This is a genomic window from Amycolatopsis sp. NPDC114505 (assembly GCF_055633615.1).
In genome coordinates this window covers 335,138-361,640 of the sequence record NZ_JBVKDV010000005.1, presented here as the reverse complement: position 1 = coordinate 361,640, position 26,503 = coordinate 335,138, and the positions used below count along the sequence as shown (strand labels likewise).

Sequence of the window (26,503 nt, the reverse complement as noted above, 5' to 3'; positions counted from 1 at the left end):
AACCATGTCCGTGGCAACGCAGCTGAGGAGAATGGCCGTGCTCACCTCGACGGCGGCCGTCGTGCTGACCGGGGTCGTCGTGACCCCGGCCTCGGCCGACGTCATCCCGATCCCCGTGTCCTACAAGGTCACCGGCAGCACCACGGTGAAGAAGACCGGCAGCGCCATGGCGCTCGGCCCCGGCTCGCTCAAGGGCAACCTGCTCATCGACGACCAGACCGGCTCGGTCGGGCTCAGCGCGGACCTCGCGCTGCCGCCGTCGCAGGCCGACATCTCCCTGCTCTCGGGCATCTTCCGCATCAAGGCCAAGGTCAAGGTGACCCCGCTCGGCCCGGCCACCGGCACGATCGCCGACGGCAACCTCGTCACCAAGGCCAAGGCCAACATGGAGATCTACGACATCTGGGCCGGCCCGATCATCCCGATCATCCCCCTGCCGACCGTCCCGGGCAGCTGCAAGACGAAGACCCCGCTCGACCTCACGCTGTCCGCGCAGGACATCGACATCACCGCGCCGGCCATCCGGGTCACCGGCACCTACACGATCCCCGAGTTCAACAACTGCTTCATCGCCGACATCGCCCTCGGCGCCCTGATTTCGGGTCCGGGCAACACCATTTCGCTCGACCTGGCCAGCGACGCCACCCTGAAGTGACCGACGCGGGTGGCGGGCGCAGTGCCCGCCACCCGCGCGGCGTCAGCAAGGAGCGGACGGATCTTCCTTCAGCGCGAAGCTGTCGTTGTCGCCGGCCGAGACGGCGAACACCGGGCCGCACCAAGGGAAGTACGTCTCACCGACGAGGTTCGAGCCCCAGGTCACCACCGAACCGTCGGCCTTGAGAGCGACGTTGTGGTTGAACCCGGCGTCGATGCCCACGACGTCCGAAAGCGCTTCCGGCGGCACCTCGGTCTGGTGGAAGTTGTCGCGGCCCCAGGCGTAGACCTGGCCGTCCTTCAGCGCCAGGCTGTGGAAGAACCCGGCGGACACCGCCGTGACCCCCGAAGAAAGCCCGGCCGGCACCGTCGTCTGCCCGTAGGTGTTGCTGCCCCAGGCCAGCACGCCACCGTTCTTGAGGACCAGGTTGTGGTCGCCCCCGGCGGAGATCGCGGTGACCCCCGACTGCGCGGTCGCCGGCACGTCGGTCCGCGACCCCCAGCTCACCACCAGCCCGCCCTGCTTCAGCGCCAGGCTGTGCATGTTGGACGCCGAGATCGCGACGACCCCGCTGGACACCGACGCCGGCAGGGTCGTCTGGCCGTACCAGTTGTTGCCCCAGGCCAGGACTTTGCCGTTCTTGAGGGCCAGCTCGTGCCCCCAGCCCGACGCGATCTGGCTGACCCCGGACGTCGCCGCGGCCGGGATCTGGTTGGCGCCCCAGTTGTTCGCGCCCCACGCGAGGACCGCGCCGTCCTTCAGCGCCAGCGCGGTCGTGCTCCCCGCCGACACCGCGGTGACCCCGGTCAGCGCGTCCGGCGGCGGGATGGTGACGTCGTAGTCCGGCTTGCCCCAGGCGATCACGCCGCCGACGGTGGCCGCGGACGCCGGCTGGGGGAACACCGAGACGGCCATCGCGGCCGTCACCGCGAATGCGGCGCCCTTCAGTGATACCCGTCCACAACGGGAAGTACCCGGCACGGTAGCCTCATTTCTCCGGTTTTGTTATCCGGGATTGCTTCGGCAAGATCACAAATGGTAGACCGGTGCGCACGGCACTTCGCCGCGCCGGCCGTTCTTTGTCAAAATCCGCCAAATCCGGTGTTGCACCTACGCCGTCGCGCACAAGAAATCGAGACGGTCCGAGGCCGCCTCACCCGCGACGGTGCGAAGTCTTGTTCCTTACTGAACTGGCGAGTAGCCTCGATTCCGGCAGATGGACCTCCACCTCGCACGCCGATGAAATCGCGACCCGCCGCCCGGGGCAATGGGGACGGTGAACGCGATGGGGGCTCACGGCGGCGAGCAATCGATCAGCCAAAGCCGAGACTGAACTGAATCAAAGGAGATGACAGGTATGTCCCGACTCAGCAGGCTGTCCGCCGGTTTCGCCACCACCGCGACCGCCATCGGCGCCATCGCGGTGCTGACCGCGGGCACCGCGGCCGCCGCCACCACCACCTACACCGCCGGGGGCACGGCGGGCGTCACCTACAACTGCACCTTCCCCGGCATCTCGCCGCAGCCGGTCGCGATCACCGCGCACCTGGACGCGCCGGACGTCGTCCCGGCGAGCACCACCGTCACCCCGGCCAACGTCGGCGGCAGCGCCACGATCAGCTCGACGGTCCACTCGCTGCTGACCGCGGTCGGCTACGACGGCATCCGGGGCAAGGCGACGGTGCCGGTCACGGCGTCGGCGGGCACGCTGTCGCAGCCGTCGGCTTCCGGGCTGGACATCCCGGAAGTGATCTACCCGACCGGCGGGCCGATCACGGTGGTCATCTCGCAGGACGCGGGGTCCAGCATCCCGGACTGGACCGCGCCGGCCTCCGCGGGCAGCGCCACCCTGTCGCTGACGAGCGGGCTGTCGGCGAACCTGGAGTTCCACAAGAAGTCCACCGGCGCCTGGGCGCCGTGGACGATGAACTGCACCCTCAAGGTGACGAGCCCGGCGCAGAACACCTCGTTCAGCCCGAGCATCACCGTTTCCTGACCGGGTTTCCCGGTGCGGGCCGGTTTTCCCGGCCCGCACCGGGACGTCCTGTCCGTTCCGAACACACCCAGGGACCCTGATGCCACGTCGAGCCCGGCCTCGCACCCTCACCGTTTCCGCGCTGGCGGCCGTCGGCTTGCTCTCCGCGGTGAACGGCGCGCTGACCGGGGTCGGTTCGGCCGCTCCCGCGCCCGCGGTCCCGCCGGACACGGAGGCCACGGCGTCGGTTTCGGTGACCTGCCCGTTCGCCGACCCGCTCGGCGCGCGCAAGCTCACGGCCGAGACGGCGGCGACGCTGCCCTCGCAGGCGAAGACCGGGACGTCGGCCACGATCGGCGGGTTCTCGGCGAAGCTCACGCTCCCCCGCGACGTCGCGCTGTCCTTCCTGCCGGAAGGTGCCACCGCCGGGTCGCTGCGCGGCAGCGTGCACGTCGACCTGGCCGTGCACCAGGACGACCGCGCGGACAAGGTGCCGGTCGACCTGACCGTCCCGGCCACCCCGCTGCCGGACACCGGTGACCTCACGCTGACGGCCACCGGCACCGTGCCGGAGATCGCCTTGAACACCGTCGGGGCCGTCACGTTCGACGTCGCCGCGCCGACGCTGGCCCTCGAAGCCGTGCCGCCACCGGACACCGCGGCCGCGCAGCCGGCGCCGCAGATCGCGTGCACCCTCGACCCCGACCAGCCGACCGTCCTGGGCAAGATCATGGTCCTGCCGAAGGTGGTGCCGGACGCGAAGCAGGAACAGCAGGCCGCGGCCGCCGACGCTCCCGGCCCCGGCGATCCGCCGACCGAAGACGAGTTCGCGGTACCGCTGAGCCTGGTCACGATCATGACGAAGTCGACGGTCCGGAAGCTCGGCGCGACCGTCACCGCCGATCCCGCGTTCCTGTTCAACGGCCTGTTCATCCTCAACCTGGTGGACGGCACCTCGCGCGTCACCGGCTCGACGACGTTCAACCCGGCCACGACCACGTTCCTCGGCTTCGGGTTCGTCCCGGTGACCGCGACGGTCGAGTTCCTGCCGGTCGACTACCGGAACAGCAAGATCATCGAGGTCGCCGGCAAGATCACCGACCAGCCCGACGGCACGCACCTGGAGACGACGCTGCAGGTGATGGCCAGGCTGAGCAACGCGAAGGTCAACGGCGTCCCGCTCGACCTCGGCCCCGACTGCGTCACCCGGGAGACGGTGACCCTCACGCTGAGCGGCCCGTACGAAGCCTTCGGCGTCGGGCACATCCGGACCGACGAGAACACGGGGTTCAAGCTCCCCGAGTTCGTCGGCTGCGGCGACGGCGGCCAGGACCTGAGCCCGCTGCTCTCCGGGATGAGCTCGGGCGAGGGCAACCAGGCCTTCGTCGACACGTACAACCTGATCGTCTGCACCGACCCGGACTCCACCCAGTGCCCGCCCGGGTCCGACGGACCGCCCCCGGAGACCCCGGCGGCGAAGAAGGCGGTCAAGCACTCGAACTGAGGGGGACGCATGAGGATCGGACCGGCCGTCGCCGCGGCGCTGCTCGTCACGGGCTTGGCAGTGGGCACGGCGCACGCCACGACCACGACGACCACCGGCACGCTGACCCACACGTGCACGTTCCCCGGGATCTCCCCGCCGTCGACCACGCTGACCGCCCAGCTGGCGGTCACCGACCCGCACCCCGGGCAGCCGTTCACGGTTTCCCCCTCGGCGCAGCACGTCTTCCCGATCGGCCTGACGGCGCTGCTGCGCGCGGCCGGCTACGACGCGGTGCGGGGGACCTTCGCCGTACCGTTCGCGGTGAAGAACGCGAGCCCGGCGGCCGGAACGATCAGCGGCGGCTTCCCGGAGACGCCCCTCGGCACGGGCGCGACCACGCTGCCGGTGACCGGTTCACCCCAGACGTTCACGGCGGGCGCGTCGGGCTCGGTCGGGTTCACGGTCGGCGTGAGCTTCACCGAAGGCCTCGAGGTCCACAAGGCGTCCACCGGCGCGTGGACGCTCTGGTCGCTGACGTGCACGCTGCGGGTCACCAACCCGGTGCAGGACCGGGCTTTCCAGCCGGATGTCCCGATCACCTGAGCGGGCTTCGGCACCCGAACCTAATTGGACGTCCACTGTGGACGTGAAACCCCGGTGCGCGGCGACGGCAGCAGCTCGCTCACCGGGTACCGCAGCGGCAACGGCGCCGCGCCCGCGCGCAACGCCAGCTCCATCTCGAAGCGCGCCGCCGGGTCGCGGAGCTTCTCGCCGAACGTCGCCTGGAGCTGTCTCATGCGGTAGCGGACCGTCTGGGGGTGGACGCCCAGGCGCTCCGCGATCTCCACCACGTTGCCCTGGCTGTCGAGCCAGGCCCGCAGCGTCTCCAGCAGCCGCTCCTGCTGCTTGCCCGTCATGTCCGCCAGCGGGGCGAACAGGCGGTGCCGCAGCGTGCCGACCAGGCCCGTGTCCGAGTTGACCAGCAGCGTCGCCAGGTGCTCCTCCGCGCGCAGCACCGGGCGGGGCACCAGGACCCCGCGCTCGGCCAGGTGGAGGGCGTTGCGGGCCCAGCGCAGGGAGTCCGCCACCGACGCGAGCGGGACGCACGGGCCGATCGAGAGCCGGCAGTCCGGCAGGGCCACCTGCAGTGTCGCCAGCCGGGCACCGCCGAGCTCGCCCGGGACCACCAGCTTCGGGTCGGGGGTGTCGAGCTCGGCCAGGATGTCCGCGTCGAGCCCGGCGTGGCGGCGGGCCGGGGCGACGCCGTCGGCCGGGCAGACCGCCACCGGCGTCGCGTCGGTGGGCACCGGCCAGCCGATCAGCTGGGCCAGCTCGGCGATCGCCTTGGGGGACGCGGGCGGCGTCTCCAGGATCAGGTGCAGCAGCTTGCGGCGCCACGTGTCGAGCGCTCCCGCCGTGCGCGCCTTCGCCTCCAGGTAGCCGTCGAGCGCGACGGAGGCGAGCTCGTCCATGAACGCCAGCATCGCGTCGGCCAGCTGGGACATCACCGCCGACGAAAGCCCGCTTCGCCGCCCCACGCGCATGATGCGCCGCCACGACACGCGCGCGCCGACGCGGTACGCCGACTGCAGCGTGTCGAGGCTGCGGCCTTCGCGCATTTCGTTCTGCCCCAAGCGGTGGTGCACCTCGTGGGACTGCTCTTTGGACACCGTCGGGTCGGCGATCTGCGCGACGAACAACGTGATCGCGTACTCGACGCCGGCGCGGATCGACTTGCCGTACGGCCCGTCGAGCGGGCGGGCGTAGGCGGGGATGGTCGCGCGGATCTCGTCGACGATCTCGGCCGCGAGGCTGGCCAGCTCGGGACGCAGGATGTCGGCGAGCTTGCGGGGTAGTGCGGCGGGCGGCGGCGCAGCGTGATCGAGTCCGCGCTCCACCGACATCGCAGCTCCTTCGCTCCGCCCCGCGACCCCGGCACGCGAGCACCGGGCACCCAGCCTGGTGCGGGGTGACACCGGACACATCGAAAAAGTAGTCCCGAACGTGTCACACCTTCGAAGGGAAACCGATTTCTTGTCATCTTCGTGACAAGTTCACGGGGCCGGGCTGCGATTCGCTGACAAGTACCCCGCCGACTGCTCACGATTGTACGTACGAACGGGCGAACCCCGAAGCCGTCTCGCACGCCGCGCCGAACGCTTGTATCGTGTGGTTGATACAAGCGAGGAGGTCCGGATATGCCGTGGGACAACGTGCTGGCGGTCGCGCTCTTCGGCGGGCTGATCGGCCTGGCGATCCTGATCGTGCTCTGGCCGGGCGAGAAGCACGGAAAGCGCCTTCTCGAACGCTGGGGCGTCCCGGACCCGGACGCCGGCGAGGTGGCGCTCGCCGTCCGGTACCTGAAGCGGCGCCGGCTCTGGTACCCGTGGCTCTACCTGGCGATCCCGCCCGTGCTCGGCGACACCGGGCCGGGCACGATCATCACGACGCTGCTGGTCGGCGGCCTGATCGCGGAGCTGTTCGCCCAGCGGCCGTCGCGCACTCCGCGTCGCGAGGCCGTCCTGGCCCCGCGGACGCTGGCCGACGTCGTCCCCGTCTGGGCGCTGGTGCTCAGCGTGCTGGCGTCGGCGGGCGCGATCGTGCGCCTGGTCTGGACCGCGCAGTGGACGCTGCTGGCGGCCGCGGCGGGCACCACGGTGGTCTGCTGGGGGATCACGGCGCTGGCGGTGCGCCGGCCGGCGGTCAGCGAGCCGCGGGTCGACCTGGCCCTGCGCCGCCGCAGCGGGCGCGTCGCGATCGGGCTGGGCATCGCCGGCTGCGCGGCGATCGGCTGGCCGGGCGGGGACCTCGGGTCGCTGCTGGCGGTCGTCGCCGGGCTGGCCGCGTTCCTGGCGGTGACCGCCCCGGTGAAACGGCAGCCGGCCCGGACGTGAAGATCGTCGTCGACACCGAAAACGGCCTGGCGCCCTGGCGGCAGGTGCACGACCAGATCGTCCGCGCGGTGACGGCGGGGGCGCTCCCGGACGGGACGCGCCTGCCGCCGATCCGCCAGCTGGCCCGTGACTTGGGACTGGCGTCCGGAACGGTGGCCCGCGCGTACCGCGAACTGGAGACGGCGGGCTGGGTGGTGACGGCCCGCGCGCGCGGCACGGTGGTCACGGTTCCCAAGGACCGCCCGGACCCGACGGCCCTGCTCCTCACCGCGGCGATCGAGTACGCGTCACGGGCACGCGACCTCGGCGCGGACGTCGAGGCGGCGGCGACCGCGCTCCGGGCCGCCTACGAAACCGGTTAGCCGGGAGCGAGCAGGCGGCCGATCGCGGCCAGGACCGGCTCCAGCACCTCGACCTCGCGCGAAGTCCCCACGCACTCCGTGATCCCCGCGCCCACGACCTCGTACGTCGTGAGGGCGTCGAGCGCGCTCACCAGCTGCGGAATGGTCCAGCCGGCCGGCTCCGGGTAGTTGAGGCCCGCGAACTCCGCCGGATCCAGCACGTCCAGGTCCACGTGGACGTACAGCTTCTCCACGCCCACCAGTGCATCCACCGACGTGACCGCCAGCCCCCGCGCGACCGCCGCCCGCTCCTCCGGGTCGAACACCCGCGTCCCGAGCAGGGCCACCTGGCCCGGCGTCAGAGCCGGGTCCGCCGCGAACTCCAGGTCGCCCTCGCCGAACAGCGACCGCAGCACCATCCCGTGGAACGCGCCCGAGGGCGAGGTCGAAGCCGTGTTCAGGTCGGCGTGCGCGTCGAACCACGCGACGCCCAGGCCCGGGCCGTACCGGAACCGCGCGACGCCGATCGGGACCAGCTCGACCCCGCAGTCGCCGCCGATCGTCAGGACCGGGCCGCCCGGGGCCTCCAGTGCCGCCAGCTGGGCCGCGCGGTTCGGGCCCGTCAGCTCCGCACGGGACGCGATCCCGCGGTCCACTTCGGACACTTCCCGCGTCTGCCGGACGTGGTGGACGGGCCGGCCGAGCACGTGCCCGGCCAGCTCCGCGAGCGCCAGGCAGCCGTCCGGCAGCTCCGCCGCCCGCGGTCCCACCGCGCCCTGGCGCTGCGGGACCGCGTTGACCAGCGTCACTCCAGCACCAGCAGGAGGTCACCGCCCTCGACCTGCTGGACGGAGTTGATCGCCAGCCGGCCGACCTTGCCCCCGGCGGACGCGGTGATCGACGCCTCCATCTTCATCGCCTCGATCGTCGCGACCGTCGCGCCGGCCTCGACCGTGTCGCCTTCCGAAACCTGCAGCGTGACGACGCCGGCGAACGGCGCCGCGACCTGCTTCGGGTTGCCCTTCTCCGCCTTCTCGGTCGCCGGGATGTCCGAGGCGATCGAGCGGTCGCGGATCTGGATGGGCCGCAGCTGGCCGTTGAGCGTCGACATCACCGTGCGGACGCCGCGTTCGTCGGCCTCGCCGATCGCCTCCAGCTCGATGAGCAGCCGCACGCCCGGCTCGAGGTCGACCGCGTACTCCTCCCCCGGCCGCAGCCCGTAGAAGAAGTCCTTGCTGGGCAGCACGGACGTGTCGCCGTAGGCCTCGCGGTGCGTCTCGAACTCCTTGGTGGGAGCCGGGAACAGCAGCCGGTTGAGCGTCCGGCGCGGGTGCTCGGCCAGCGCCGAACGGTCCTCTTCGGACAGTTCCGCCACCGGCTTGGCCGCCGCCCGGCCTTCGAGGGCCTTGGTGCGGAACGGCTCCGGCCAGCCACCGGGCGGGTCGCCGAGCTCGCCGCGCAGGAAGCCGATCACCGAGTCGGGGATGTCGAACTTGTTCGGCTCCGCCTCGAAGTCGGCCGGCGAGACGCCCGCGCCGACCAGGTGCAGCGCGAGGTCGCCGACGACCTTCGACGACGGCGTCACCTTCACCAGGTGCCCGAGGATCTTGTCGGCCGCGGCGTACATCGCCTCGATGTCCTCGAACCGGTCGCCCAGACCCAGCGCGATGGCCTGCGTGCGCAGGTTGGACAGCTGCCCGCCGGGGATCTCGTGGTGGTAGACGCGCCCGGTCGGCGAGGCCAGCCCGGCCTCGAACGGCGCGTAGATCTTGCGCACGCTCTCCCAGTACGGCTCCAGCTCGCCGATCGCGTCCAGGCTCAGCCCGGTGGTGCGGTCGGAGTGGTCGGTGGCCGCCACGATCGACGACAGCGACGGCTGCGACGTCGTGCCCGCCATCGACGACACCGCGCCGTCGACGGCGTCCGCGCCCGCGTTGATCCCCGCGAGGTAGGTGGCCAGCTGGCCGCCCGCGGTGTCGTGGGTGTGGATGTGCACCGGCAGGTCGAACTCCTTGCGCAGCGCGGTGACCAGCTTGGTCGCCGCGGGCGCGCGCAGCAGCCCGGCCATGTCCTTGATCGCCAGGACGTGCGCGCCGGCGCCGACGATCTGCTCGGCCAGCTTGAGGTAGTAGTCGAGCGTGTAGAGCTTCTCGCCCGGGTCCGACAGGTCCGAGGTGTAGCAGAGCGCCACCTCGGCGACCGCGGACCCGGTCTCGCGCACGGCTTCGATGGCCGGGCGCATCTGCTCGACGTCGTTGAGCGCGTCGAAGATCCGGAAGATGTCGATGCCGGTCTTCGTGGCTTCCTGGACGAAGGCGTGGGTCACCTCGGTCGGGTACGGCGTGTACCCGACGGTGTTGCGCCCGCGCAGCAGCATCTGGAGGCAGATGTTCGGCACGGCTTCGCGCAGCGCGGCGAGGCGCTCCCACGGGTCCTCGGCGAGGAACCGCAGCGCGACGTCGTAGGTCGCGCCGCCCCAGCACTCCAGCGACAGCAGCTGCGGCAGGGTGTTCGCGACGACCGGCGCGACCGCGAGGAGGTCCTTCGTGCGGACGCGGGTGGCGAGCAGCGACTGGTGCGCGTCGCGGAACGTCGTGTCCGTGACGCCGATGTGCGGCGACTTCCGCAGCCACTCCGCGAACCCGACCGGGCCGAGCTCGACGAGCTTCTGCTTCGAGCCGTCGGCCGGCTGGGCGTCCTTCGGGAGCTTCGGCAGCTTCAGCGTGGCGTCCGGGGTCTTCGGGCGCTCGCCGTGCGGCTTGTTGACCGTCTGGTCGGCGAGGTAGGTCAGCAGCCGCGTGCCGCGGTCGGCGGACTGCCGCGCGGTGAGCAGCTGCGGGCGCTCCTCGATGAACGACGTCGTGACGCGCCCGGCGCGGAAGTCCTCGTCGTCGAGGACCGCCTGCAGGAACGGGATGTTCGTGGCGACGCCGCGGATCCGGAACTCGGCGACGGCCCGGCGCGCGCGGCCGACGGCGGTCTTGAAGTCGCGGCCGCGACAGGTGAGCTTCACCAGCAGCGAGTCGAAGTGGGCGCTGATCTCGGTGCCGGAGAAGGCAGTGCCGCCGTCGAGCCGGATGCCGGAGCCGCCCGGCGAGCGGTAGGCGGAGATCATCCCGGTGTCCGGGCGGAAGCCGTTGGCCGGGTCTTCGGTGGTGATGCGGCACTGCAGGGCGAAGCCGCGCAGGTAGATCTTGTCCTGGCTCAAGCCGAGGTCGTCCAGGGTCTCGCCGGAGGCGATCCGCAGCTGCGACTGCACGAGGTCGACGTCGGTGACCTCTTCGGTGACCGTGTGCTCGACCTGGATGCGCGGGTTCATCTCGATGAAGACGTGCTTGCCCTGCTTGTCGAGCAGGAACTCGACGGTGCCGGCGTTGCGGTAGCCGATCTGCTTCGCGAACTTGACGGCGTCCGCGCAGATCCGGTCGCGCAGCTCGGGGTCGAGGTTCGGCGCCGGGGCGAGCTCGACGACCTTCTGGTGGCGCCGCTGCACGGAGCAGTCGCGCTCGAAGAGGTGGATGACGTTGCCCGCGCCGTCGGCGAGGATCTGCACCTCGATGTGCCGCGGCTCGACGACGGCCTTCTCGAGGAAGACGGTCGGGTCGCCGAAGGCGGACTCGGCCTCGCGCGCGGCGGCCTCGATGGACTCGCGCAGCTGGGCGGGATCCTGGACCCGGCGCATCCCGCGTCCGCCACCACCGGCGACGGCCTTGACGAAGACGGGGAAGCCCAGCTCGTCGGCGGCCGCGACCAGCGCGTCGACGTCACTGGAGGGCTCGGACGACCCGAGCACCGGCACGCCGGCCTCCCGCGCGGCCTTGACCGCGCGGGCCTTGTTGCCGGTGAGCTCGAGGATGTCGGCGCTCGGCCCGACGAAGGTGATGCCCGCTTCTTCACACGCGCGCGCGAGGTCGGGGTTCTCGGAGAGGAAGCCGTAGCCGGGGTAGACGGCATCGGCCCCCGCCTTCTTCGCGGCGGCGACGATCTCGTCGACCGAGAGGTAGGCCCGCACGGGGTGACCGGGCTCGCCGATCTCGTACGCCTCATCGGCCTTCAGCCGGTGCAGCGAGTTGCGGTCCTCGTGCGGAAACACGGCGACGGTCCCCGCGCCCAGTTCGTAGCCGGCGCGGAACGCTCGGATCGCGATCTCCCCGCGGTTGGCCACCAGCACCTTGCGGAACATGCCCGGTCCTTCCCGGTTGGATCGGTAAGTCAACGCACGTTACCCGGTTCTTCCCGCTCTGCGGGAGCGGTGTCCCGGGTGATGGACGTCATGCGGACCAGGGGATTCGCCCGGTCCGCGGCTGGGCAGCTTGTCAGGATCCCGGCGCGGCGTAAAGCAGCCGGTTCGCCGTGCCGTCCGGGACGCCCTTGAGCGCGTCCGGCGTCGCCGCCTGAACAAGCGCTTGGTCCACCTGGTCGGGCGCCGCTTCCGGGTGCTGGGCGCGGTAGAGCGCCGCCGCTCCCGCCGCGAAGGCCGCCGCCATCGACGTGCCCGATTCCGGGCCCGCGCCCGTGCCGCCCGCGGTCGGTGACGGGACCGCCACCCCCGGCGCGTACAGGTCGACGTCCTCGCCGAAGTTCGACGCCTTGTCCGGGTGGTCCTGGGCGTCCGTCGCGCCGACGGTCAGCGCTTCGGTCACCCGGCCCGGGGAGAACCCGCTCGCGTCGGCCGTCTCGCTGCCCGCCGGGACCGCGACCGGGACCACCGCCGCCAGCCGCTTGACCGCCGCGTCGAGCCCGTCGTTCGGGACGCCGCCGATGCCCAGCACCGCGACGGCCGGCTGCTGGGCGTTCTGCGCGACCCAGTCGATGCCCGCGATGATCTGGTCGGTCGCGCCGCCGCCGTCCTTGTCGAGCACCCGCACCGGCACGATCTGCGCGCCCTTCGCGACGCCGTACGCCTTGCCCGCGGCGATCCCGGCGAGGCGCGTGCCGTGGCCGTTGGTGTCGGACGTGTCGGAGCCGCCGTTCAGGAAGTCCCGCCCGGGCGCGACACGGCCCTCGAAGTCCGGGTGCTTCGCGTCGACGCCGCTGTCGATCACGTAGATGGTGACGCCCGAGGCGTCGCTCGCGTAGTGGTAGGCGTGGTCGAGCCCGGCGCGCTGGTCGATCCGGTCGAGCCCCCAGCTGGGCGGATCCGGCTGCACCCCACCGGCGGCGACCGCCGGCGTCTGTCCGGCGAACACGATGGCCACGGCGGCGAGCAGCATCCTCATGATCGTCGTGGTACCCCGGCGGTGCCCGGGCGACAACTCAGGACTGTCGCTCGATCGGCTGATTCCGCAGCTTGACGCCCCAGACGACGGCGAGCACCAGCAGCCCGGCGAGCCCCACCCCGGCGAGGATTTCGCCCGCGAGAGTCAGCGAAGTGTTTTCGCGGAGGGTCGAATACGTGGGACCCAGCACGCCCGCCAGCCCCGCGCTCCCGGCGCCCAGCACCGCACACGCGACCACCGGCGGGCGCAGGGCCGCCACGGTGACCACCAGCACGAGGACCAGGAGCGGGCCGAGGGTGAAGTAGGCCGTGGCCCGGCCGGCTTCGCTCGGATCGAGGTAGTCCAGCTCGGACAGCTGGGCGATCCACCCGGCCGAGACCACCCCGGCGAGGGCGATCGCCACCCACGGCTGCCAGCCCCGCACCCAGCCGGCGCCGAAGGCGAGGCCCGGACTGCGGTGCAGCGCCACGAGCGCGAGCACGGCCGCGACCACCACGGCGGCGTGGGCGATCAGTTCGAAGACGAAACCCGCGTTGAGGCCGGTCTCCGAATCGCCCGACCCGAGGGTGATCCCTTCGCCGATGAAGCGCAGCAGCCCGAAGAGCGCCGCGAAGCCGGCGCCCACCAAGATGGCCGGGCCGGTTCGCTGCCTGGTTCGCGGCGCCAGGGCCAGGACGCCGCCGACCAGCGCGCAGACCGCGACCAAGACGACGTAGAACGGCATCCCGGGCCGGTACTGGCCGAGGGTGTACTCGTCGTAGCGGTAGTTCAGGCCGAGCCCGAGCAGGGCGAAGACGACCCCGGCGATCGCCGTGACACCGGCGGTGCCGGCCACCGGATCCGCCGCGGGCGCGGGTTCGGGCTCGACGGGTCCGGCCGGTCGCGGCTCCTCGGCGACCGGCTCTGGCTCTGGCGTGGCGGCCACTGCAGCTCGCGGCTCCGGCTCTTCGGCAACCGGCTCCGGCTTGACCTCCGCCACGGCGACCGGCTCCGGCTCGACCACCGGCTCAGGTGCGGCGGCCACCACCGCTCGCGGCCCCGGCTCCTCGGCGCCCGACTCCGGCTCGACCTCCGCCACGGCGCCCGACTCCGGCTCGACCTCTGCCGCAGCAACCGGCTCTAGCTCGACCTCCGCCGCAGCAACCGGCTCCGGCTCCGGCCCGACCTCCGCAACCGGCTCCGGCTCCGTCTCGATCTCCACCGCCACCACGACGTCCCCGGTCGGCCCGGTCACCATGACCTTCCCGCGTCGCGTTCCGGTCTCCCCCGCCGTCACCGACAGCTCCGCACCGCCCGCGACCTCGACCACCCGGATCCACGCGTGCGATGCCTCGAACCGCACCTCCCGCGCCACCGGCGGCCCCACCACCCGCAGCGCCGCCGACGCATGCGAACCAGCGACCGCCGACAACCGCACCGACGGCACGTCCACCCGCACCACCGCGAACCCCAAAGCGTCCGAGGCCGCCGCCGCGACGTGCTGGATGTCGGTAGCCGCCATGGACTTCAGCGCTTCGAACGCTCCCATCGCCACCGGCAGGTTGTCGCTCGCCAGACGTCTGCGCAGCTCCGCCACCGCGCCCAGGCGCGTGAACGGGTTCTCCGCCCCGATCGCGCCCGCCAGGTCGGCCGGGATCGGGGACGGCTTGATCCGGCGGCGTCTGCTCTTCGCCAGGTACAGCTCGCCCTGCATCTCGATGTCGCGGCTCGGGGTCTGCTTCGGGTTGCGCTCGCGGACGCGGTCGAACAGGTACTCGTACAGCTCCCCCAGCGCGATCCAGCCGTCCTCGTCGCGGTCGGCCTCGCCCGTGCGCAGGCCCTCCACCAGCGCCGACGTGAACACCGACGGCTGTGCGGGCTGTCCCTCGGCCAGCCGTGCGCCCTCGAAGGCGTACTCGATCGAGTTCGACGCCGTGATGACCGCGCGGCCGCGGCCGCCGCGGAAGCTGTCGAGCACGTTCGCGTCGCCCGACGCGCGCACCGCCACGCCCTGCCCGAACGCGCCGCCGTAACAACAGTCCAGCAGCAGGACGACGCTGCGCGAGCGGCTCTGCCGCAGGCACTGCTGCACGAACTGCGCGGGCACGGCCGTCGACCGGAGCCGGTCGGGCCGGGTGTTGCGCGCGGCGAAGTACAGCCCGCCCGAGTCGTCCTTCAAGCCGTGGCAGGAAAAGTGCATCAGCAAGACATCATCAGGCCGGCCCTCGGCGCACAGGTCCTCGATCTCGGCCTGCACGACGTGCGCGGTCTCGTTGCGGACCACCCGGACCTCGAAGTCGCTGATCGCCCGGTCGGACAGCACCTCCACGAGGGCGTCCGCGTCCGCCGCGGGGGACCCCAGCTGCTGCAGCCCCGCGTTGTCGTACTCGCCGTTGGCGACGATCAGCGCCCGCCTCCGCCCGGCCATACCGGTAGGAAACGCCCACGAACCCACTACGGCAATCAGCCGAACGGGCACACCTGTCCGGTTCAGGCCCGGAAAATCGTTTCCTGCCCTTTCAGGCAGACCACCGCGTCGAACGCCGATGCGACGTCGACCGACACGGTCATGTGCGCGTGCCGGATGCCCGACGCGGCCGGGCGCGCGACCACGCACGGCGCCCGAGAAGCCAGCGCCGCCTCGACACTACCTTCCGCCGGAGCGTCGAGAGGCTGCTCGAACATCCGGAAACCGAGCCGCTCGCCCTCGTCGGGGACGAGCCCGGTCGTCGTCCCCGAGACCGCGGTCAAAGCGAGCGCGAAGTACTTGTCCCCCAGCTCCGCGGCCAGGTGGGTGCCCGCCGACGGCGCCGTCATGCCCGGCATCGGCGAGAACGGCACGCGCTGGAGGTGTCCGTTGTGGAGCATCAGGACGATCTTCTCGCCCGGAAACCGCCGGCGCAGCAGCCGGACGGTGGCCGCCATGTACGTGTCCCGCGACGAACTCTGCGGCTCCGGCGCCTGCCCGGCCATCAGCGCGGCCAGCTCACGCAGGTACAGGTCGATCCGCAACGCGCCCTCGGCGTCGTGCGCGGCTTCGGGTGCCAGCGACTCGACGTGTCCTTTGAGGACGGTCAGCGCCGTGGTGGCCGCGTCCCGCGCCTCGACGCTCATCTCCTTGTACCGTCCGGGCGCGACCGCACTGCTCACCGACGCGTACGGCTCACAGGCCGCCATCGCCGTGTCCACAAGGGACACATTGGCGGGATCCACCCGCGACAGGACTTCGCGGACCGCCTTCAGCGACGGCACGGGCGAACCGGCGGAGCTCGGCAGGTCCAAGCCGGCAAACCGGACGCCGCGGCCACGCAGCCAGGTCAGCATCGAGTGCACTTCGGCCGAGTCGCCCAGGCCGAAGGTGAAGCCGTCCCGCGCGATGTCGGCCACCTCACCCGGGCCGCCGGACAGCCACGCGTCGACGAGCCGCCCTTCGGGGTACCCACCCTCGAAGCCGAGGACGGTGAACCCGCACTCGGTGACGAGGTGCCGCAGGAGCTGGTCGCGCAGCACGCCGAACTCGCGGATGTGATGGTTGTTCTCGCCGATGGCGACGACTTCGGCGGCGCCGATCAGCTCGGCGATCTCGGTGACGGCGACGGTTCCTGGCATACTGGGCACACTAACGCAACAGGAGTAGCAGTTGGCAACCGAGATTTCCGGGACCAAGCGCCCGGGCGGCCGCACCGAGCGGACCCGCCTCGCCGCGCTGAACGCCACCCTCGAGCTGCTCGGCGAACGCGGGTACGCCGAGCTGACCGTCGAGGCGGTCGCCGAGCGCTCCGGCGTGCACAAGACGACGTTGTACCGCCGGTGGGAGTCCGCCGAAGGCCTGGTCGCGGCGGCCCTGCTGATGGGGACCGAGCAGGAGTGGACGCCCCCGGACACCGGGTCCCTGGAAGGCGACCTGCGTGGGATCAACCTCGAGCTGGTCCACTACTTCACCTCGCCCGGCGAGCGCGAGCTGCCGACGGCGTCGATCTCGGCCGCCTTCCTCTCGACCCGCGCGGCCGACGCCCTGCAGGAGTTCTACGTCGACCGCCACGCGCGCTCGGCCGTGGTGGTCGACCGGGCCGTCGAACGCGGCGAGGTCCCGGCGGGCACCGACGCGGTCGAGGTCGTCCGGGTCGCGTGCGGACCGATCTTCTACCGCCTGTTCGTCTCCCGCGAAGGCGTGACACCGCAGGACGCCGGAGTCGCGGCCGCGGCGGCGGCAGCGGCCGCGAAAGCCGGGGTGTTCACGACAGCCGAAGCCGGAACCGCGTCTCCTCCAGCGTGACCCGGCCCTCGTCGATCGTCTCCGTCTGGGTGGCGCCGTCGTCCACCCAGCCCTGCCGGACGTAGAAGGCCTTCGCGCGTTCGTTCGTCGACAGCACCCACAGCACGGCACTGTCGCCGGACAGTCCTTCGACGACCCGGTCGTGCAGCGCCCGGCCGAGGCCGCGGCCCCAGAACCGCGGCAGCAGGTACAGCGCGTAGAGCTGCGCGTCCCCGAACGCGGCGAACCCCGCGATGACGCCGTCCTCCTCGGCGACCAGCACCCGGCCGGCGCCCTCGCCGATCTGCCGTGCCCACGACGCCGCGCGCGGCTCGACCGTAAGGCGCGCGAGGAAGTCCTCCGGGATGAGGCCCGCGTAAGCCGCCTGCCACGACGCCACGTGGACCTCGCCGATCCCCTGTGCGTCGGCCACCGTCGCGTCACGAATGCTCAACTCTTCTCCAGGTACTCCGCGCGGTCGACGTCGACGACGTCGGCGACCATCTGCGCCAGGCCGCGGTACTTCTTCAGGTCCGGGTCCTTCTCGACGATCTCCTGCGCGCTGATCCGCGACGCGGCGATCACGTCCTCGTCCCGCAGCAGCGACAGCAGCTTGAGCGTCGAGCGCTTGCCGGATTGCGCGGCGCCGAGGATGTCGCCCTCGCGGCGCAGCTCCAGGTCCAGCTGCGACAGCTCGAAGCCGTCGGTCGTCGACTCGACCGCGGCCAGCCGCTCGCGCGTCGCGGTGCCGTCGAGAGCCTCGGTGACCAGCAGGCAGACGCCCGGCACGCTGCCCCGGCCGACGCGGCCGCGCAGCTGGTGCAGCTGGCTGACGCCGAACCGGTCGGCGTCCATGATCACCATCGCGGTCGCGTTCGGGACGTTGACGCCGACCTCGATCACCGTGGTCGCCACGAGGACGTCTAGCTTCGCCGCCGAGAACGCGCGCATCACGGCGTCCTTCTCGTCGGGCGGCATCCGGCCGTGCAGCACACCGATCTTGAGCCCCTGAAGCGCGCCATGCTCCAGTTCCGGCGCGACTTCGAGGACCGCGAGCGGCGGCCGCTTGTCGCTCTTGTCCGACGGCGGCTCGTCTCCGATCCGCGGGCACACGACGTACCCCTGGTGCCCCTTGCCGACCTCTTCGCGGACGCGCTGCCAGATCCGGTCGAACCAGGCCGGTTTCTCCGCCACCGGCACCACGGTGGTCTTGATCGGCGACCGCCCGACCGGCATCTCGCGCAGCGCGGAGACCTCGAGGTCGCCGTACACGGTCATCGCGACGGTGCGCGGGATCGGCGTCGCGGTCATGACGAGGACGTGCGGGCTGGTGTCGCCGGCGCCGCGGGTGCGCAGCGCGTCCCGCTGCTCGACGCCGAAGCGGTGCTGCTCGTCGACGACGGCGAGGCCGAGGTCGGCGAACTCGACGTGGTCCTGGATCAGCGCGTGCGTGCCGACGACGATGCCCGCTTCGCCGCTGACGATCTCCAGCAACGCCTTCTTGCGGTCCTTCGCGCCCATCGACCCGGTGAGCAGCGTCACGCGGGTGGCGTTCTCCGCCGCGCCCAGCTCGCCGGCCTGGCCGAGGTCGCCGAGCATCTCCCGCAGCGACCGCGCGTGCTGGGCGGCGAGGACCTCGGTCGGGGCCAGCATCGCGGTCTGCCGCCCGTTGTCGACGACCTGCAGCATCGCCCGCAGCGCGACGATCGTCTTGCCGGAGCCGACCTCGCCCTGCAGCAGCCGGTTCATCGGGTGCTCGGAGGCGAGGTCCGCGGCGATCTCGTCGCCGATCGCCCGCTGGCCCGCGGTCAGGTCGAACGGCAGCCGCTTGTCGAAGGCGTCCATCAGGCCGCCGCTGACGTGCGGGTTCGCCTTCGCCGGTCGCGAGATGGCCGAGTGGCGCCGCTGCGCGAAGATCAGCTGGACGGCCATGGCCTCGTCCCACTTCAGCCGCTTCTTCGACGCCTCCAGGTGCGCCCAGTTGGCCGGGCGGTGGATGCCGTGCAGCGCCGTGTCGAGGTCGGACAGCTTGTGCAGCCGCCGCAGCTCGGCCGGCATCGGGTCGTCGTCGACCTCGAGGACGTCGAGGACCTGGCGCACGCACTTGGCGATCGACCACGTCGGCATGCCCTGCGCCGCCGGGTAGACCGGGATGATCGCGGCGAGGAAGTCGTCCATCGCCGCGGCTTCGTTCTCGGCGTCGAACAGCTCGTACTCGGGGTTGGTCAGCTGCAGGGTGTCGCGAAAGGCGGACACCTTGCCGGCGAACAGGCCGGTCTTGCCGGGGACGAGGTCCTTCTCGCGCCAGGCCTGGTTGAAGAAGGCGCAGGTGAGCCGGCGTTTCCCGTCGGTGATCACCATGTCGAGGATGGTCCCGTTGCGGGACTTCATCCGCCGCTTGCTCACCTTTTCCACGCGCGCCAGCACCGTGGCGTGCTCGCCGAGCTCGAGGCCGGCGATGTCGGTGAGCTCGCCGCGCTCGGCGTAGCGGCGCGGGTAGTGGCGCAGCAGGTCGCTGACCGTCTCGATGTCCAACGCCGTGGCGAGCGCCTTCGCCGTCTTGGCGCCCAGGAGCAGCGGCAGCTTGTCGCGCAGTCCGGCCATCGGCTATTCGACTCCCATCAGCAGCACGGCTTCCGCCTGGCCGCTGGCGTAGCTGGTCAGCTCCACCTCCGGGTGCTCGACCCGCAGCTGCTCCGCGAGCTCCTCGACGACCCCGGGCGGGGCGGCGGCCCCGCTCAGCACCGTCACCAGCTCGCCGCCGAGCGCCAGCATCCGGTTGAGCACGTTCATCGCGGCCGCGACCAGGTTCGTCTCCGACGCCGGTGCCGGCTCGATCAGCACCACCTCGTCGTCGACCAGGCCGACCACGTCGCCGGACTGGGCCCGGCCCACCCAGGTTAGCGACTCCTCGCGCGCGATCCGCAGTTCGCCACGCCTGGTCGCGGCGGCCGCTTCGGCCATCGCGACGACGTCGTCGTTGGTGCGGCGCCCGGCGTCGTGCACGGCGAGAGCGGCCAGGACCTGCACCGGCGAGACGCACGGGATGACCACGACGTCCCGGTCGCCCGCCATCGCGTGCCCGGCCGCGGTGTCGACCGCCGCGGTGAGCGCGACGCTGCCCGGCAGCACCGTGACGTGCCGCCCCGCGGCCTCGTTGAGCAGGCCGATCACGTCCTCGATGCTGGGGGTTTCGCCCTCACCCACGGCCAGCACCGGGATGCTCTCGGCGCGCAGCAGCTCGGCCAGCTCGCCACCGTGCACGACGGCGACGACCGTGCGGTCGATCCCGCCGCCCGGCTCGATCGGCGTGGGCGTGAGCAGGGGTTCGACGCGGATCTTGCGCGGGCGGCCCAGGGCGAGCCCGGCTTCGATGGCGGCGCCGATGTCGGCGCAGTGGACGTGCACGGCGTGGCTGCCCGAGCCGTCGCCGGCCACGGTGACGCTGTCGCCGAGGCCGCTCAGCTCCTTGCGCAGGGTCGGCAGGCTCAGCTCGTCGACGCCGTCGAGGAGGTACATGACCTCCCAGGCGTAGGCCTCGGCCTGCGGGATCGCGTGCACCTCGAGGGGGTGCTCCTGCTGCAGCGGGACGCCGGTGAGCACGCCGACCAGTGCGTCGAGCACGGCGACGAGCCCGCGGGCGCCCGCGTCGACGACCCCGGCCCTGGCCAGCGCGGGCAGCTGCAGGGGCGTCTTCTCGAGAGCGTGCGCGGCTTCCTTCGCGGCCTTCTGCGCGACTTCGCCGAGCGAGACCGTGTCGCCGCGCACAGCGAGGGCGACGGCGTGCAGGACGGTGAGGATGGTCCCGGCGACCGGGCGGCTGACCGCGCCGGTGGCGACCTCGTCGGCGTGCCCGAGCGCCTGGGCCAGCCACTCGCCGTCGAGCTCCCCCCGGGCGCTGTCGGCCAGCCCGCGCACGACCTGGGAGAGGATCACGCCGGAGTTGCCCTTGGCCGAAGCGACGGCACCGCGCGCGAGGATCTTCAGCGCTTCGGCGGCGTCTTCCGGTTGCGCGGCTTCGAGTTCCTTCGCCGCGCCGGTCATCGTGAAGAGCATGTTGGAGCCGGTGTCGGAGTCCGCGACGGGGTAGACGTTGATCTCGTCGATGGCCGGCCGCAGGCTCGCGAGACTGCGCACGCAGCCCGTCGCCCAGGCCGACACCGCAGCCACGTCCAGCACCCGCACCCCGTAACCTCCTACCCGGTCCCGGGGCAGCGTATCGACCCGGTGCTCGGGGCCGGGAACGCAGTAGTTACTATGGTCGAGTTGCCCAGTGCATCTGGGCTCATTTCTATGACCCAGATCCAAAGGAGTTCGACGTGGCTGCCGTGTGCGACGTCTGTGGCAAGGGACCCGGCTTCGGCAAGTCGGTCTCGCACTCCCACCGGCGTACCAACCGCCGGTGGAACCCGAACATCCAGACCGTCCACGCCAAGGTGGGTATTTCCCAGCGCAAGCGCCTGAACGTGTGCACCTCGTGCATCAAGGCGGGCAAGGTCGTTCGCGGCTGAGGCGAGAAGAGTTCGAAAATGGCGGGTGCTCTCCGGAGCACCCGCCATTTTTTTCGCTTACTTCAGGAAGTCCAGCAGGAGCGGCTTCAGCGTCTCCGGGTACTGCAGCACGCCGTGGTCCTGCCCCTCCAGCGTCTCGTGGCGGGCTCCCGGAACCGCCTCGGCCGCCACGCGGGCACCCGCCTGAAGCTCCTCGGGGCTCGCGCCGCCCCCGATGACCAGCGTCGGGACCGCGATCTTCGCCAGGTGGTCCAAGCGGGGGTGGGCGCCCGGGCCGCAGATCGTCAGGTCGTACGGCAGCGTGTGCGCCAGGCCCGTGAACCAGCCCCACACCGGCGCCTGCTTCATCCCCTCGACCATCTCCTCGGGGGTGCCCGCGACCATCAGGAACGTCTTCACCGCGCCGTCGCGGTCACCCGCGGCCAGCTGGGCCCGCACCTGCCCCAGGACGTCACCCCGCGCCTGTTCGGGAGTCGCGTACGGCGGCTCGTACGCCACGAGCTTGTCGATCGGGAGACCGGCCGCCGCCGCTTCCAGGGCCAGCACCGCGCCCGAGGAGTGCCCGAACACCGACGCCGAACCACCCGCGTGGGCGATCAGCGCCGCGATGTCCTCGATCTCCCGCTCGAACGCGTACGAAGCGGCGTCCCCGGAGTCACCGCGGCCGCGCCGGTCGTAGGCGATCGTCGTGTAGTCCCCGGCCAGCACTTCGGCCAGGCCGGCGACGGTCGTCCGGTCGTTGAACGCGCCGCCGACCAGGATCACCGGCGCGCCCGATCCGCGCTGGTCGAAAGCGATGGTCGTGCCGTCGGCCGACGTGACGTTCATGGTGTCCTCCAAGGTTCCGTTTCCCCCTGGTCGGAGCCGTCACCCCGATCCGGACACCGAACTTACGGAAGTTTCCAGTCGACCGGCGCCGCGCCCTGCTGCTCCAGCAGCTGGTTGGCGCGGCTGAACGGCTTCGACCCGAAGAAACCGTTGTGGGCCGAGAGCGGGCTCGGGTGCGCGGACTCGATGCACGGCACCTCGCCCAGCATCGGGCGCAGGTTGCGGGCGTTGCGGCCCCACAAGATCGCCACCATCGGCTCCGACCGGGCCGCGAGGGCCTTGATCGCCTGCTCGGTGACCTCTTCCCAACCCTTGCCCTGGTGCGAGTTCGACTTGCCCGGCTGCACCGTCAACGCCCTGTTCAGCAACAGGACACCCTGGTCGGCCCACGGCGTCAGGTCGCCGTTGGACGGCAGCGGGTGGCCGAGGTCCTCGGCGTACTCCTTGTAGATGTTGACCAGGCTCTTCGGGATCGGCCGGACGTCCGGCGCCACCGAGAAGCTCAGGCCCACCGCGTGCCCGGGCGTCGGGTACGGGTCCTGCCCGACGATCAGCACGCGCACGTCGTGGAACGGCTGCTTGAACGCCCTCAGCACGTGTTCACCCGCCGGCAGGTACGTGCGGCCCGCGGCGATCTCCGCGCGGAGGAACTCCCCCATCGCGGACACCTGCGGCGCCACCGGTTCGAGGGCCTCAGCCCAGCCTGCCTCGACGATGTCCTGCAGCGGTCGTGCGGTCACGGCGCGCAAGCCTACCGGGCGTGGCCGGCATCACCCGAGCGGGTCGAGCCGCCGCAGTTCGACGCGGAACCGCTTCCCGCGCTCCACGTAGGAATCGACCACCATGGCGATGTTTTCCGCGCTGAACGACTTGTTCTCCCGTGTCTTCGCCGGCACGCCCAGCGCGATCTCCCCGGTCTTCACGTGCGAGCCGTACGACAGCACCGCGCCCGCGCCGACCATGCCGCCGTCGTCGATCACCGAGCCGTTGAGCACCACCGAGCCGGACGCGATCAGGCAGCCGGTGCCGATCGTCGCGCCCTCGACGTGCACGGCGTGCCCGATCGCCGACGACGGCCCGAGGATCGTCGGATGCCGCTCGGTGCAGTGCAGGACGCAGCCGTCCTGGACGTTCGACCGCTCGCCGATCTCGATGTAGCCGTGGTCGCCACGCAGGACGGTCTGCGGCCACACCGACGCGAAAGCACCGATCCGGACGTCGCCGATCACCGTGGCGTCGGGGTGGACGTAGGCGTCCGGGTGGATCGTCGGTTCGATCGAGCCGAGTGCGTAGATCGGCATGCCGCCTCCGGGGTGACTGCGGTTTCACGTGTTCTGCGATTGGATCACGGCATCGCCGCGAACCGGAACGCCAGTACCGGGAGCACGGGTCTCGTGCTCCTCCTCATCGTGCTGACCTGGGTGCTCAGCCTCCCGACGGTGTCGCCCGCCCTCGCGAACGGCCTGGCCGCGACCCCGCCGATGGGCTGGAACAGCTGGAACCAGGTCCGCTGCTATGACCTCACCGAGGACGTCGTCAAAAAGGCGGCCGACGCACTGGCCGACACCGGCCTGCGCGACGCCGGCTACCGCTACGTCGTGGTCGACGACTGCTGGCAGGCCCCGAAGCGCGCCGACGACGGCTCGCTGCAGGCCGATCCGACACGCTTCCCGCACGGCATCGCCGACCTCGCCGACTACGTCCACTCCCGCGGCCTGCTGTTCGGCATCTACGCCGTCCCCGGCAGCCGCACGTGCGCGATGGCCAACGACGCCTACCCCGCCACCGGCATCGGCTCGCTCGGCCACGAACGCCAGGACGCCGAGACGTTCGACCGCTGGGGCGTCGACTACCTCAAGTACGACTGGTGCAACGCCGACACCGTCGACGGCCTCGGTCGCAAGGCGGCGTTCGAGAAGATGCGCGACGAGCTCGCGGCGCTGCCCCGCCCGATCGTCTACGCGATCTCCGAATACGGCGTCTCCAGCCCCTGGACCTGGGCGCGGCCGGTGGCCAACCTGTGGCGGACCACCTACGACCTCACCGCGACCTGGGACTCCGTCCTCGCGACGATCGACCAGCAGGCCACCGTCGCGACCCACAGCGGCGGCCCGGGCGGCTGGAACGACCCGGACATGCTGCAGGTCGGCAACGGCACCCTCACCGCGGACGAAGCCCGCGCGCACTTCAGCGTCTGGGCCGTGCTGAACGCGCCGCTGTTCGCCGGGACGGACCCGGCGAAGCTGAGCGACAGCGACCTGGCGACGCTGGGCAACACCGAAGCGATCGCCGTCGACCAGGACTTCGCGGGCGGCCAAGGGCGGCAGCTCGCCGCGGGCCCCGGCTACCAGGTGTGGGGGAAACCGCTGACCGGCGGCGGGTTCGCGGTGGTGCTGCTCAACACCGGCACCACCACCGCGACCGTCTCCGCGGCGATCCCGGGGTCGTGGACCGTCCGGGATCTCTGGGCCCACCGAGAAACCGGCCCAGCCGTCGGCGCCATTGCGGCGTCCCTGCGCCCGCACGCGGCGGCCTTGCTCAAGCTCACACCGAGGTGAGGTCCTTGCCGTAGCAACGGCTTTCCGGCTCGTCCTTGTAGACGCCGAAGTTCGGGATCTCGGCGTACCCGGAGGACGTGTAGAGCGCGATCGCCTCGGGCTGCTTGGTGCCGGTCTCCAGCACCGCGCGCTTGCGGCCGCACAGCGCCGCCGTGCGTTCCAGCTCGGACAGGATCATCCGCGCGAACCCGCGGCCGCGGGCGGAGTCGGCGACGTACATCCGCTTGAACTCGGCGTCGCCGTCCTGGAAGTCCGGCGCCGGGCCGTCGTGGGCGCGCCAGGCACCGCAGGCGACCGCTTCCTCGCCCTGGTAGCCGACCAGGAAGACGCCCTGCGGGGGATCGAAGTCCGCCGGGCTCATCGGGGTGGCGTCTTCGTCGCCGTAGCGCTCGACGTACACCTGCTGCACCGCGGCCATGAGCTTGACCGCGTCGGGATGGTCGTAGGGGACCGGAACGATTCTCACGCTTTCCGAGCCTAGATCAGCGCCAGTGAGTCCATCCGGCTTCTCGCGAAAACGGTTTCCCGTCCACGGTGATCCCGGAGTCCGCCATCGTCACGACGCCGATGGTGCGCCAGCCTTCGGGCAGTTCGGCGAACGGCGGGAAGGTCGCGACGAGAGCGTGATCCTCACCACCGGTCAGCACCCAGTCCAGGGGGTCGGCGCCGAGCGCGGCGCCGACTTCGGTGAGCCGCGCGGGGATGTCGAGGTCGGCGGTCCGGACGTCGAGGCCGACTCCGGAGGCCTCGCCGATGTGGGCGAGGTCGGCCAGGAGCCCGTCGGAGACGTCGATCATCGCCGTCGCTCCCGCGAGAGCGGCGCGCGGACCGGCGTCGTACGGCGGTTCCGGGCAGCGCTGCGCGTTGACCACGCCGACCGGCGACCGGAACCCGCGTCCGAGCACGGCCAGGCCGGCCGCGGCCCAGCCGAGCTTCCCGCAGACCGCGACGACATCGCCGGGCCGGGCGCCCGAGCGCGTCACGGGCTCGCGGTCGCCGAGGTCGCCGAGCGCGGTGACGCTGATCACGAGCTGGTCGGCGCGGACCATGTCGCCGCCGGAGACGCCGATGCCGGCGCGTTCGGCCTCGGCCCACATGCCGTCGGCGAGCGCGGTGACCAGGTCGCGCGGGGTGTCGGGCGGGCAGGCGAGGCCGACCAGGACGGTGGTCGGGGTGGCGCCCATGGCGGCGATGTCGGCCAGGTTGACCGCGACGGCCTTGCGCCCGACGTACTCGGGCGGCGACCAGTCGAGCCGGAAGTGGACGCCCTGGACGAGCACGTCGGTGCTGGCGACCACGCGGCCGTCGGGGGCCGCGAGGACGGCGGCGTCGTCGCCGGGGCCGAGCAGCGTGCCCGGCGGCTGGCGGCGCCCTTCGGTGACCGCGCGGATGAGCGCGAACTCGCCGGTCTCGGCGACCGTTGCGTCGTTCGGTGACACCGGTCACCTCTGCTTTCTCTACCGGGACAAAGATCGATCACCGATAGTCGGATGCCCTATGTTTTTCGGTGAGCTGGCTATACGTTCCTACCTGAGCTGACCGATCCCGACGAAAGGGCGCGCCGTGGTCCACGCATACATCCTCATCCAGACCGAGGTCGGCAAGGCGGCCGCGGTGGCGGCCGAGATCTCCAGCATCGCGGGCGTCACCAGTTCGGAGGATGTCACCGGACCGTACGACGTGATCGTCCGCGCGGCCGCCGACAGTGTCGACCAGCTGGGCCAGCTCGTGGTCGCCAAGGTCCAGAACGTGGAAGGCATCACCCGGACGCTGACCTGCCCGGTCGTGCATCTCTGAGCAGT

25 protein-coding genes are annotated in these 26,503 nt (G+C 71.8%); 10 read left to right on the top strand and 15 right to left on the bottom strand.

Annotation, left to right across the window (positions count from 1 at the left end):
• Positions 1-4: 4 nt before the first annotated feature.
• Positions 5-655, top strand: coding sequence for a hypothetical protein (locus tag ACZ7OU_RS44565; RefSeq protein WP_470245111.1), 651 nt, complete (start codon positions 5-7; stop codon positions 653-655).
• A 42-nt stretch (positions 656-697) separates the two neighbouring features.
• Here the strand turns inward: ACZ7OU_RS44565 and ACZ7OU_RS44560 are convergent, their stop codons facing one another.
• Positions 698-1,570: an RCC1 domain-containing protein gene (locus ACZ7OU_RS44560; RefSeq protein WP_470245112.1), complete on the bottom strand. Its 873-nt coding sequence runs from the start codon at positions 1,568-1,570 to the stop codon at positions 698-700.
• A gap of 442 nt (positions 1,571-2,012) precedes the next feature.
• Between ACZ7OU_RS44560 and ACZ7OU_RS44555 the strand changes: the two genes are divergently transcribed.
• The 3 genes from ACZ7OU_RS44555 (at position 2,013) to ACZ7OU_RS44545 (ending at position 4,719) form a co-directional block, all read left to right on the top strand.
• Positions 2,013-2,651 carry a DUF6801 domain-containing protein gene (locus ACZ7OU_RS44555; protein WP_470245113.1) on the top strand — a complete coding sequence of 213 codons (639 nt, stop codon included), beginning with the start codon at positions 2,013-2,015 and terminating at the stop codon, positions 2,649-2,651.
• 79 nt (positions 2,652-2,730) lie between these two features.
• Positions 2,731-4,134, top strand: a complete 1,404-nt coding sequence (locus tag ACZ7OU_RS44550) for a DUF6801 domain-containing protein (RefSeq protein ID WP_470259908.1) — start codon at positions 2,731-2,733, stop codon at positions 4,132-4,134.
• Positions 4,135-4,143: 9 nt separating this feature from the next.
• On the top strand, positions 4,144-4,719 hold the full coding sequence (locus ACZ7OU_RS44545) for a hypothetical protein (protein ID WP_470259907.1): 576 nt from the start codon (positions 4,144-4,146) through the stop codon (positions 4,717-4,719).
• Between the two features lie 20 nt (positions 4,720-4,739).
• On the opposite strand, the gene ACZ7OU_RS44540 is transcribed toward ACZ7OU_RS44545, so the two are convergent.
• A complete protein-coding gene (locus ACZ7OU_RS44540; RefSeq protein WP_470245116.1) occupies positions 4,740-6,020 on the bottom strand; it encodes a PucR family transcriptional regulator in 1,281 nt (426 codons plus the stop codon).
• 294 nt (positions 6,021-6,314) lie between these two features.
• On the opposite strand from ACZ7OU_RS44540, the gene ACZ7OU_RS44535 reads away from it, so the two are divergent.
• Both ACZ7OU_RS44535 and ACZ7OU_RS44530 read left to right on the top strand, forming a co-directional pair.
• Positions 6,315-7,010 (top strand): hypothetical protein, encoded by a 696-nt coding sequence (locus tag ACZ7OU_RS44535; RefSeq protein ID WP_470259906.1) that lies wholly within the window; start codon positions 6,315-6,317, stop codon positions 7,008-7,010.
• Complete coding sequence (locus ACZ7OU_RS44530; RefSeq protein ID WP_470259905.1) at positions 7,007-7,372, top strand: GntR family transcriptional regulator; 366 nt, start codon at positions 7,007-7,009, stop codon at positions 7,370-7,372. Before ACZ7OU_RS44535 ends, ACZ7OU_RS44530 begins: the two co-directional genes overlap by 4 nt.
• Here ACZ7OU_RS44530 and ACZ7OU_RS44525 read toward each other — a convergent pair.
• From ACZ7OU_RS44525 to ACZ7OU_RS44505, 5 genes are all read right to left on the bottom strand, one after another.
• Entirely contained in the window at positions 7,369-8,160 is a 792-nt protein-coding gene (locus ACZ7OU_RS44525; RefSeq protein ID WP_470259904.1) for an arginase family protein, read from the bottom strand. The two genes, ACZ7OU_RS44530 and ACZ7OU_RS44525, sit on opposite strands and share 4 nt — an antisense overlap.
• Positions 8,157-11,534, bottom strand: coding sequence for a pyruvate carboxylase (locus ACZ7OU_RS44520; protein WP_470259903.1), 3,378 nt, complete (start codon positions 11,532-11,534; stop codon positions 8,157-8,159). The genes ACZ7OU_RS44525 and ACZ7OU_RS44520 overlap by 4 nt, the downstream gene beginning before the upstream one ends.
• A gap of 133 nt (positions 11,535-11,667) precedes the next feature.
• A complete protein-coding gene (locus ACZ7OU_RS44515; protein ID WP_470260165.1) occupies positions 11,668-12,564 on the bottom strand; it encodes a S8 family peptidase in 897 nt (298 codons plus the stop codon).
• A 43-nt stretch (positions 12,565-12,607) separates the two neighbouring features.
• Entirely contained in the window at positions 12,608-14,977 is a 2,370-nt protein-coding gene (locus tag ACZ7OU_RS44510; protein WP_470259902.1) for a caspase, EACC1-associated type, read from the bottom strand.
• A gap of 62 nt (positions 14,978-15,039) precedes the next feature.
• Positions 15,040-16,158: an erythromycin esterase family protein gene (locus tag ACZ7OU_RS44505; RefSeq protein ID WP_470259901.1), complete on the bottom strand. Its 1,119-nt coding sequence runs from the start codon at positions 16,156-16,158 to the stop codon at positions 15,040-15,042.
• Between the two features lie 31 nt (positions 16,159-16,189).
• On the opposite strand from ACZ7OU_RS44505, the gene ACZ7OU_RS44500 reads away from it, so the two are divergent.
• Positions 16,190-16,825 carry a TetR/AcrR family transcriptional regulator gene (locus tag ACZ7OU_RS44500; protein WP_470259900.1) on the top strand — a complete coding sequence of 212 codons (636 nt, stop codon included), beginning with the start codon at positions 16,190-16,192 and terminating at the stop codon, positions 16,823-16,825.
• On the opposite strand, the gene ACZ7OU_RS44495 is transcribed toward ACZ7OU_RS44500, so the two are convergent.
• The 3 genes from ACZ7OU_RS44495 to ACZ7OU_RS44485 are packed head-to-tail and all read right to left on the bottom strand — an operon-like array spanning position 16,785 to position 20,989.
• A complete protein-coding gene (locus ACZ7OU_RS44495) occupies positions 16,785-17,258 on the bottom strand; it encodes a GNAT family N-acetyltransferase (RefSeq protein WP_470259899.1) in 474 nt (157 codons plus the stop codon). The two genes, ACZ7OU_RS44500 and ACZ7OU_RS44495, sit on opposite strands and share 41 nt — an antisense overlap.
• A complete protein-coding gene (recG, locus tag ACZ7OU_RS44490) occupies positions 17,255-19,408 on the bottom strand; it encodes an ATP-dependent DNA helicase RecG (RefSeq protein ID WP_470259898.1) in 2,154 nt (717 codons plus the stop codon). Before recG ends, ACZ7OU_RS44495 begins: the two co-directional genes overlap by 4 nt.
• Before the next feature lie 3 nt (positions 19,409-19,411).
• Positions 19,412-20,989, bottom strand: a complete 1,578-nt coding sequence (locus ACZ7OU_RS44485) for a DAK2 domain-containing protein (protein WP_470259897.1) — start codon at positions 20,987-20,989, stop codon at positions 19,412-19,414.
• Positions 20,990-21,123: 134 nt separating this feature from the next.
• Between ACZ7OU_RS44485 and rpmB the strand changes: the two genes are divergently transcribed.
• On the top strand, positions 21,124-21,315 hold the full coding sequence (gene rpmB, locus ACZ7OU_RS44480; protein WP_247062089.1) for a 50S ribosomal protein L28: 192 nt from the start codon (positions 21,124-21,126) through the stop codon (positions 21,313-21,315).
• 57 nt (positions 21,316-21,372) lie between these two features.
• Here rpmB and ACZ7OU_RS44475 read toward each other — a convergent pair whose 3' ends face one another.
• The 3 genes from ACZ7OU_RS44475 to ACZ7OU_RS44465 all read right to left on the bottom strand — a co-directional run bounded on the left by ACZ7OU_RS44475 (position 21,373) and on the right by ACZ7OU_RS44465 (position 23,444).
• A complete protein-coding gene (locus ACZ7OU_RS44475) occupies positions 21,373-22,143 on the bottom strand; it encodes an alpha/beta fold hydrolase (RefSeq protein ID WP_470259896.1) in 771 nt (256 codons plus the stop codon).
• Between the two features lie 62 nt (positions 22,144-22,205).
• On the bottom strand, positions 22,206-22,883 hold the full coding sequence (locus ACZ7OU_RS44470; protein ID WP_470245128.1) for a uracil-DNA glycosylase: 678 nt from the start codon (positions 22,881-22,883) through the stop codon (positions 22,206-22,208).
• Between the two features lie 30 nt (positions 22,884-22,913).
• Positions 22,914-23,444 (bottom strand): gamma carbonic anhydrase family protein, encoded by a 531-nt coding sequence (locus ACZ7OU_RS44465; RefSeq protein ID WP_470259895.1) that lies wholly within the window; start codon positions 23,442-23,444, stop codon positions 22,914-22,916.
• 93 nt (positions 23,445-23,537) lie between these two features.
• Here ACZ7OU_RS44465 and ACZ7OU_RS44460 point away from each other — a divergent pair, with 93 nt between their 5' ends.
• Positions 23,538-24,701 carry a glycoside hydrolase family 27 protein gene (locus ACZ7OU_RS44460; RefSeq protein WP_470259894.1) on the top strand — a complete coding sequence of 388 codons (1,164 nt, stop codon included), beginning with the start codon at positions 23,538-23,540 and terminating at the stop codon, positions 24,699-24,701.
• On the opposite strand, the gene ACZ7OU_RS44455 is transcribed toward ACZ7OU_RS44460, so the two are convergent.
• Both ACZ7OU_RS44455 and ACZ7OU_RS44450 read right to left on the bottom strand, forming a co-directional pair.
• The gene (locus ACZ7OU_RS44455; protein ID WP_470245131.1) at positions 24,688-25,167 is read right to left on the bottom strand and encodes a GNAT family N-acetyltransferase; all 480 of its coding nucleotides are present in this window, start codon (positions 25,165-25,167) and stop codon (positions 24,688-24,690) included. The two genes, ACZ7OU_RS44460 and ACZ7OU_RS44455, sit on opposite strands and share 14 nt — an antisense overlap.
• A 16-nt stretch (positions 25,168-25,183) precedes the next feature.
• Positions 25,184-26,140, bottom strand: a complete 957-nt coding sequence (locus ACZ7OU_RS44450; protein ID WP_470245132.1) for a thiamine-phosphate kinase — start codon at positions 26,138-26,140, stop codon at positions 25,184-25,186.
• A 124-nt stretch (positions 26,141-26,264) separates the two neighbouring features.
• On the opposite strand from ACZ7OU_RS44450, the gene ACZ7OU_RS44445 reads away from it, so the two are divergent.
• Complete coding sequence (locus tag ACZ7OU_RS44445; RefSeq protein ID WP_155545137.1) at positions 26,265-26,498, top strand: Lrp/AsnC ligand binding domain-containing protein; 234 nt, start codon at positions 26,265-26,267, stop codon at positions 26,496-26,498.
• Positions 26,499-26,503: the final 5 nt, after the last annotated feature.

Bases quoted from the DNA above. Each gene is read 5' to 3' on its own strand.
- ACZ7OU_RS44465 (WP_470259895.1), bottom strand. From the start codon at position 23,444: ATGCCGATCTACGCACTCGGCTCGATCGAACCGACGATCCACCCGGAC.
- ACZ7OU_RS44555 (WP_470245113.1), top strand. From the start codon at position 2,013: ATGTCCCGACTCAGCAGGCTGTCCGCCGGTTTCGCCACCACCGCGACC.
- ACZ7OU_RS44565 (WP_470245111.1), top strand. From the start codon at position 5: ATGTCCGTGGCAACGCAGCTGAGGAGAATGGCCGTGCTCACCTCGACG.
- recG (WP_470259898.1), bottom strand. From the start codon at position 19,408: ATGGCCGGACTGCGCGACAAGCTGCCGCTGCTCCTGGGCGCCAAGACG.
- ACZ7OU_RS44505 (WP_470259901.1), bottom strand. From the start codon at position 16,158: ATGCCAGGAACCGTCGCCGTCACCGAGATCGCCGAGCTGATCGGCGCC.
- ACZ7OU_RS44540 (WP_470245116.1), bottom strand. From the start codon at position 6,020: ATGTCGGTGGAGCGCGGACTCGATCACGCTGCGCCGCCGCCCGCCGCA.
- ACZ7OU_RS44545 (WP_470259907.1), top strand. From the start codon at position 4,144: ATGAGGATCGGACCGGCCGTCGCCGCGGCGCTGCTCGTCACGGGCTTG.
- ACZ7OU_RS44475 (WP_470259896.1), bottom strand. From the start codon at position 22,143: ATGAACGTCACGTCGGCCGACGGCACGACCATCGCTTTCGACCAGCGC.
- ACZ7OU_RS44510 (WP_470259902.1), bottom strand. From the start codon at position 14,977: ATGGCCGGGCGGAGGCGGGCGCTGATCGTCGCCAACGGCGAGTACGAC.
- ACZ7OU_RS44560 (WP_470245112.1), bottom strand. From the start codon at position 1,570: ATGGCCGTCTCGGTGTTCCCCCAGCCGGCGTCCGCGGCCACCGTCGGC.
- ACZ7OU_RS44520 (WP_470259903.1), bottom strand. From the start codon at position 11,534: ATGTTCCGCAAGGTGCTGGTGGCCAACCGCGGGGAGATCGCGATCCGA.
- ACZ7OU_RS44550 (WP_470259908.1), top strand. From the start codon at position 2,731: ATGCCACGTCGAGCCCGGCCTCGCACCCTCACCGTTTCCGCGCTGGCG.
- ACZ7OU_RS44515 (WP_470260165.1), bottom strand. From the start codon at position 12,564: ATGCTGCTCGCCGCCGTGGCCATCGTGTTCGCCGGACAGACGCCGGCG.
- ACZ7OU_RS44535 (WP_470259906.1), top strand. From the start codon at position 6,315: ATGCCGTGGGACAACGTGCTGGCGGTCGCGCTCTTCGGCGGGCTGATC.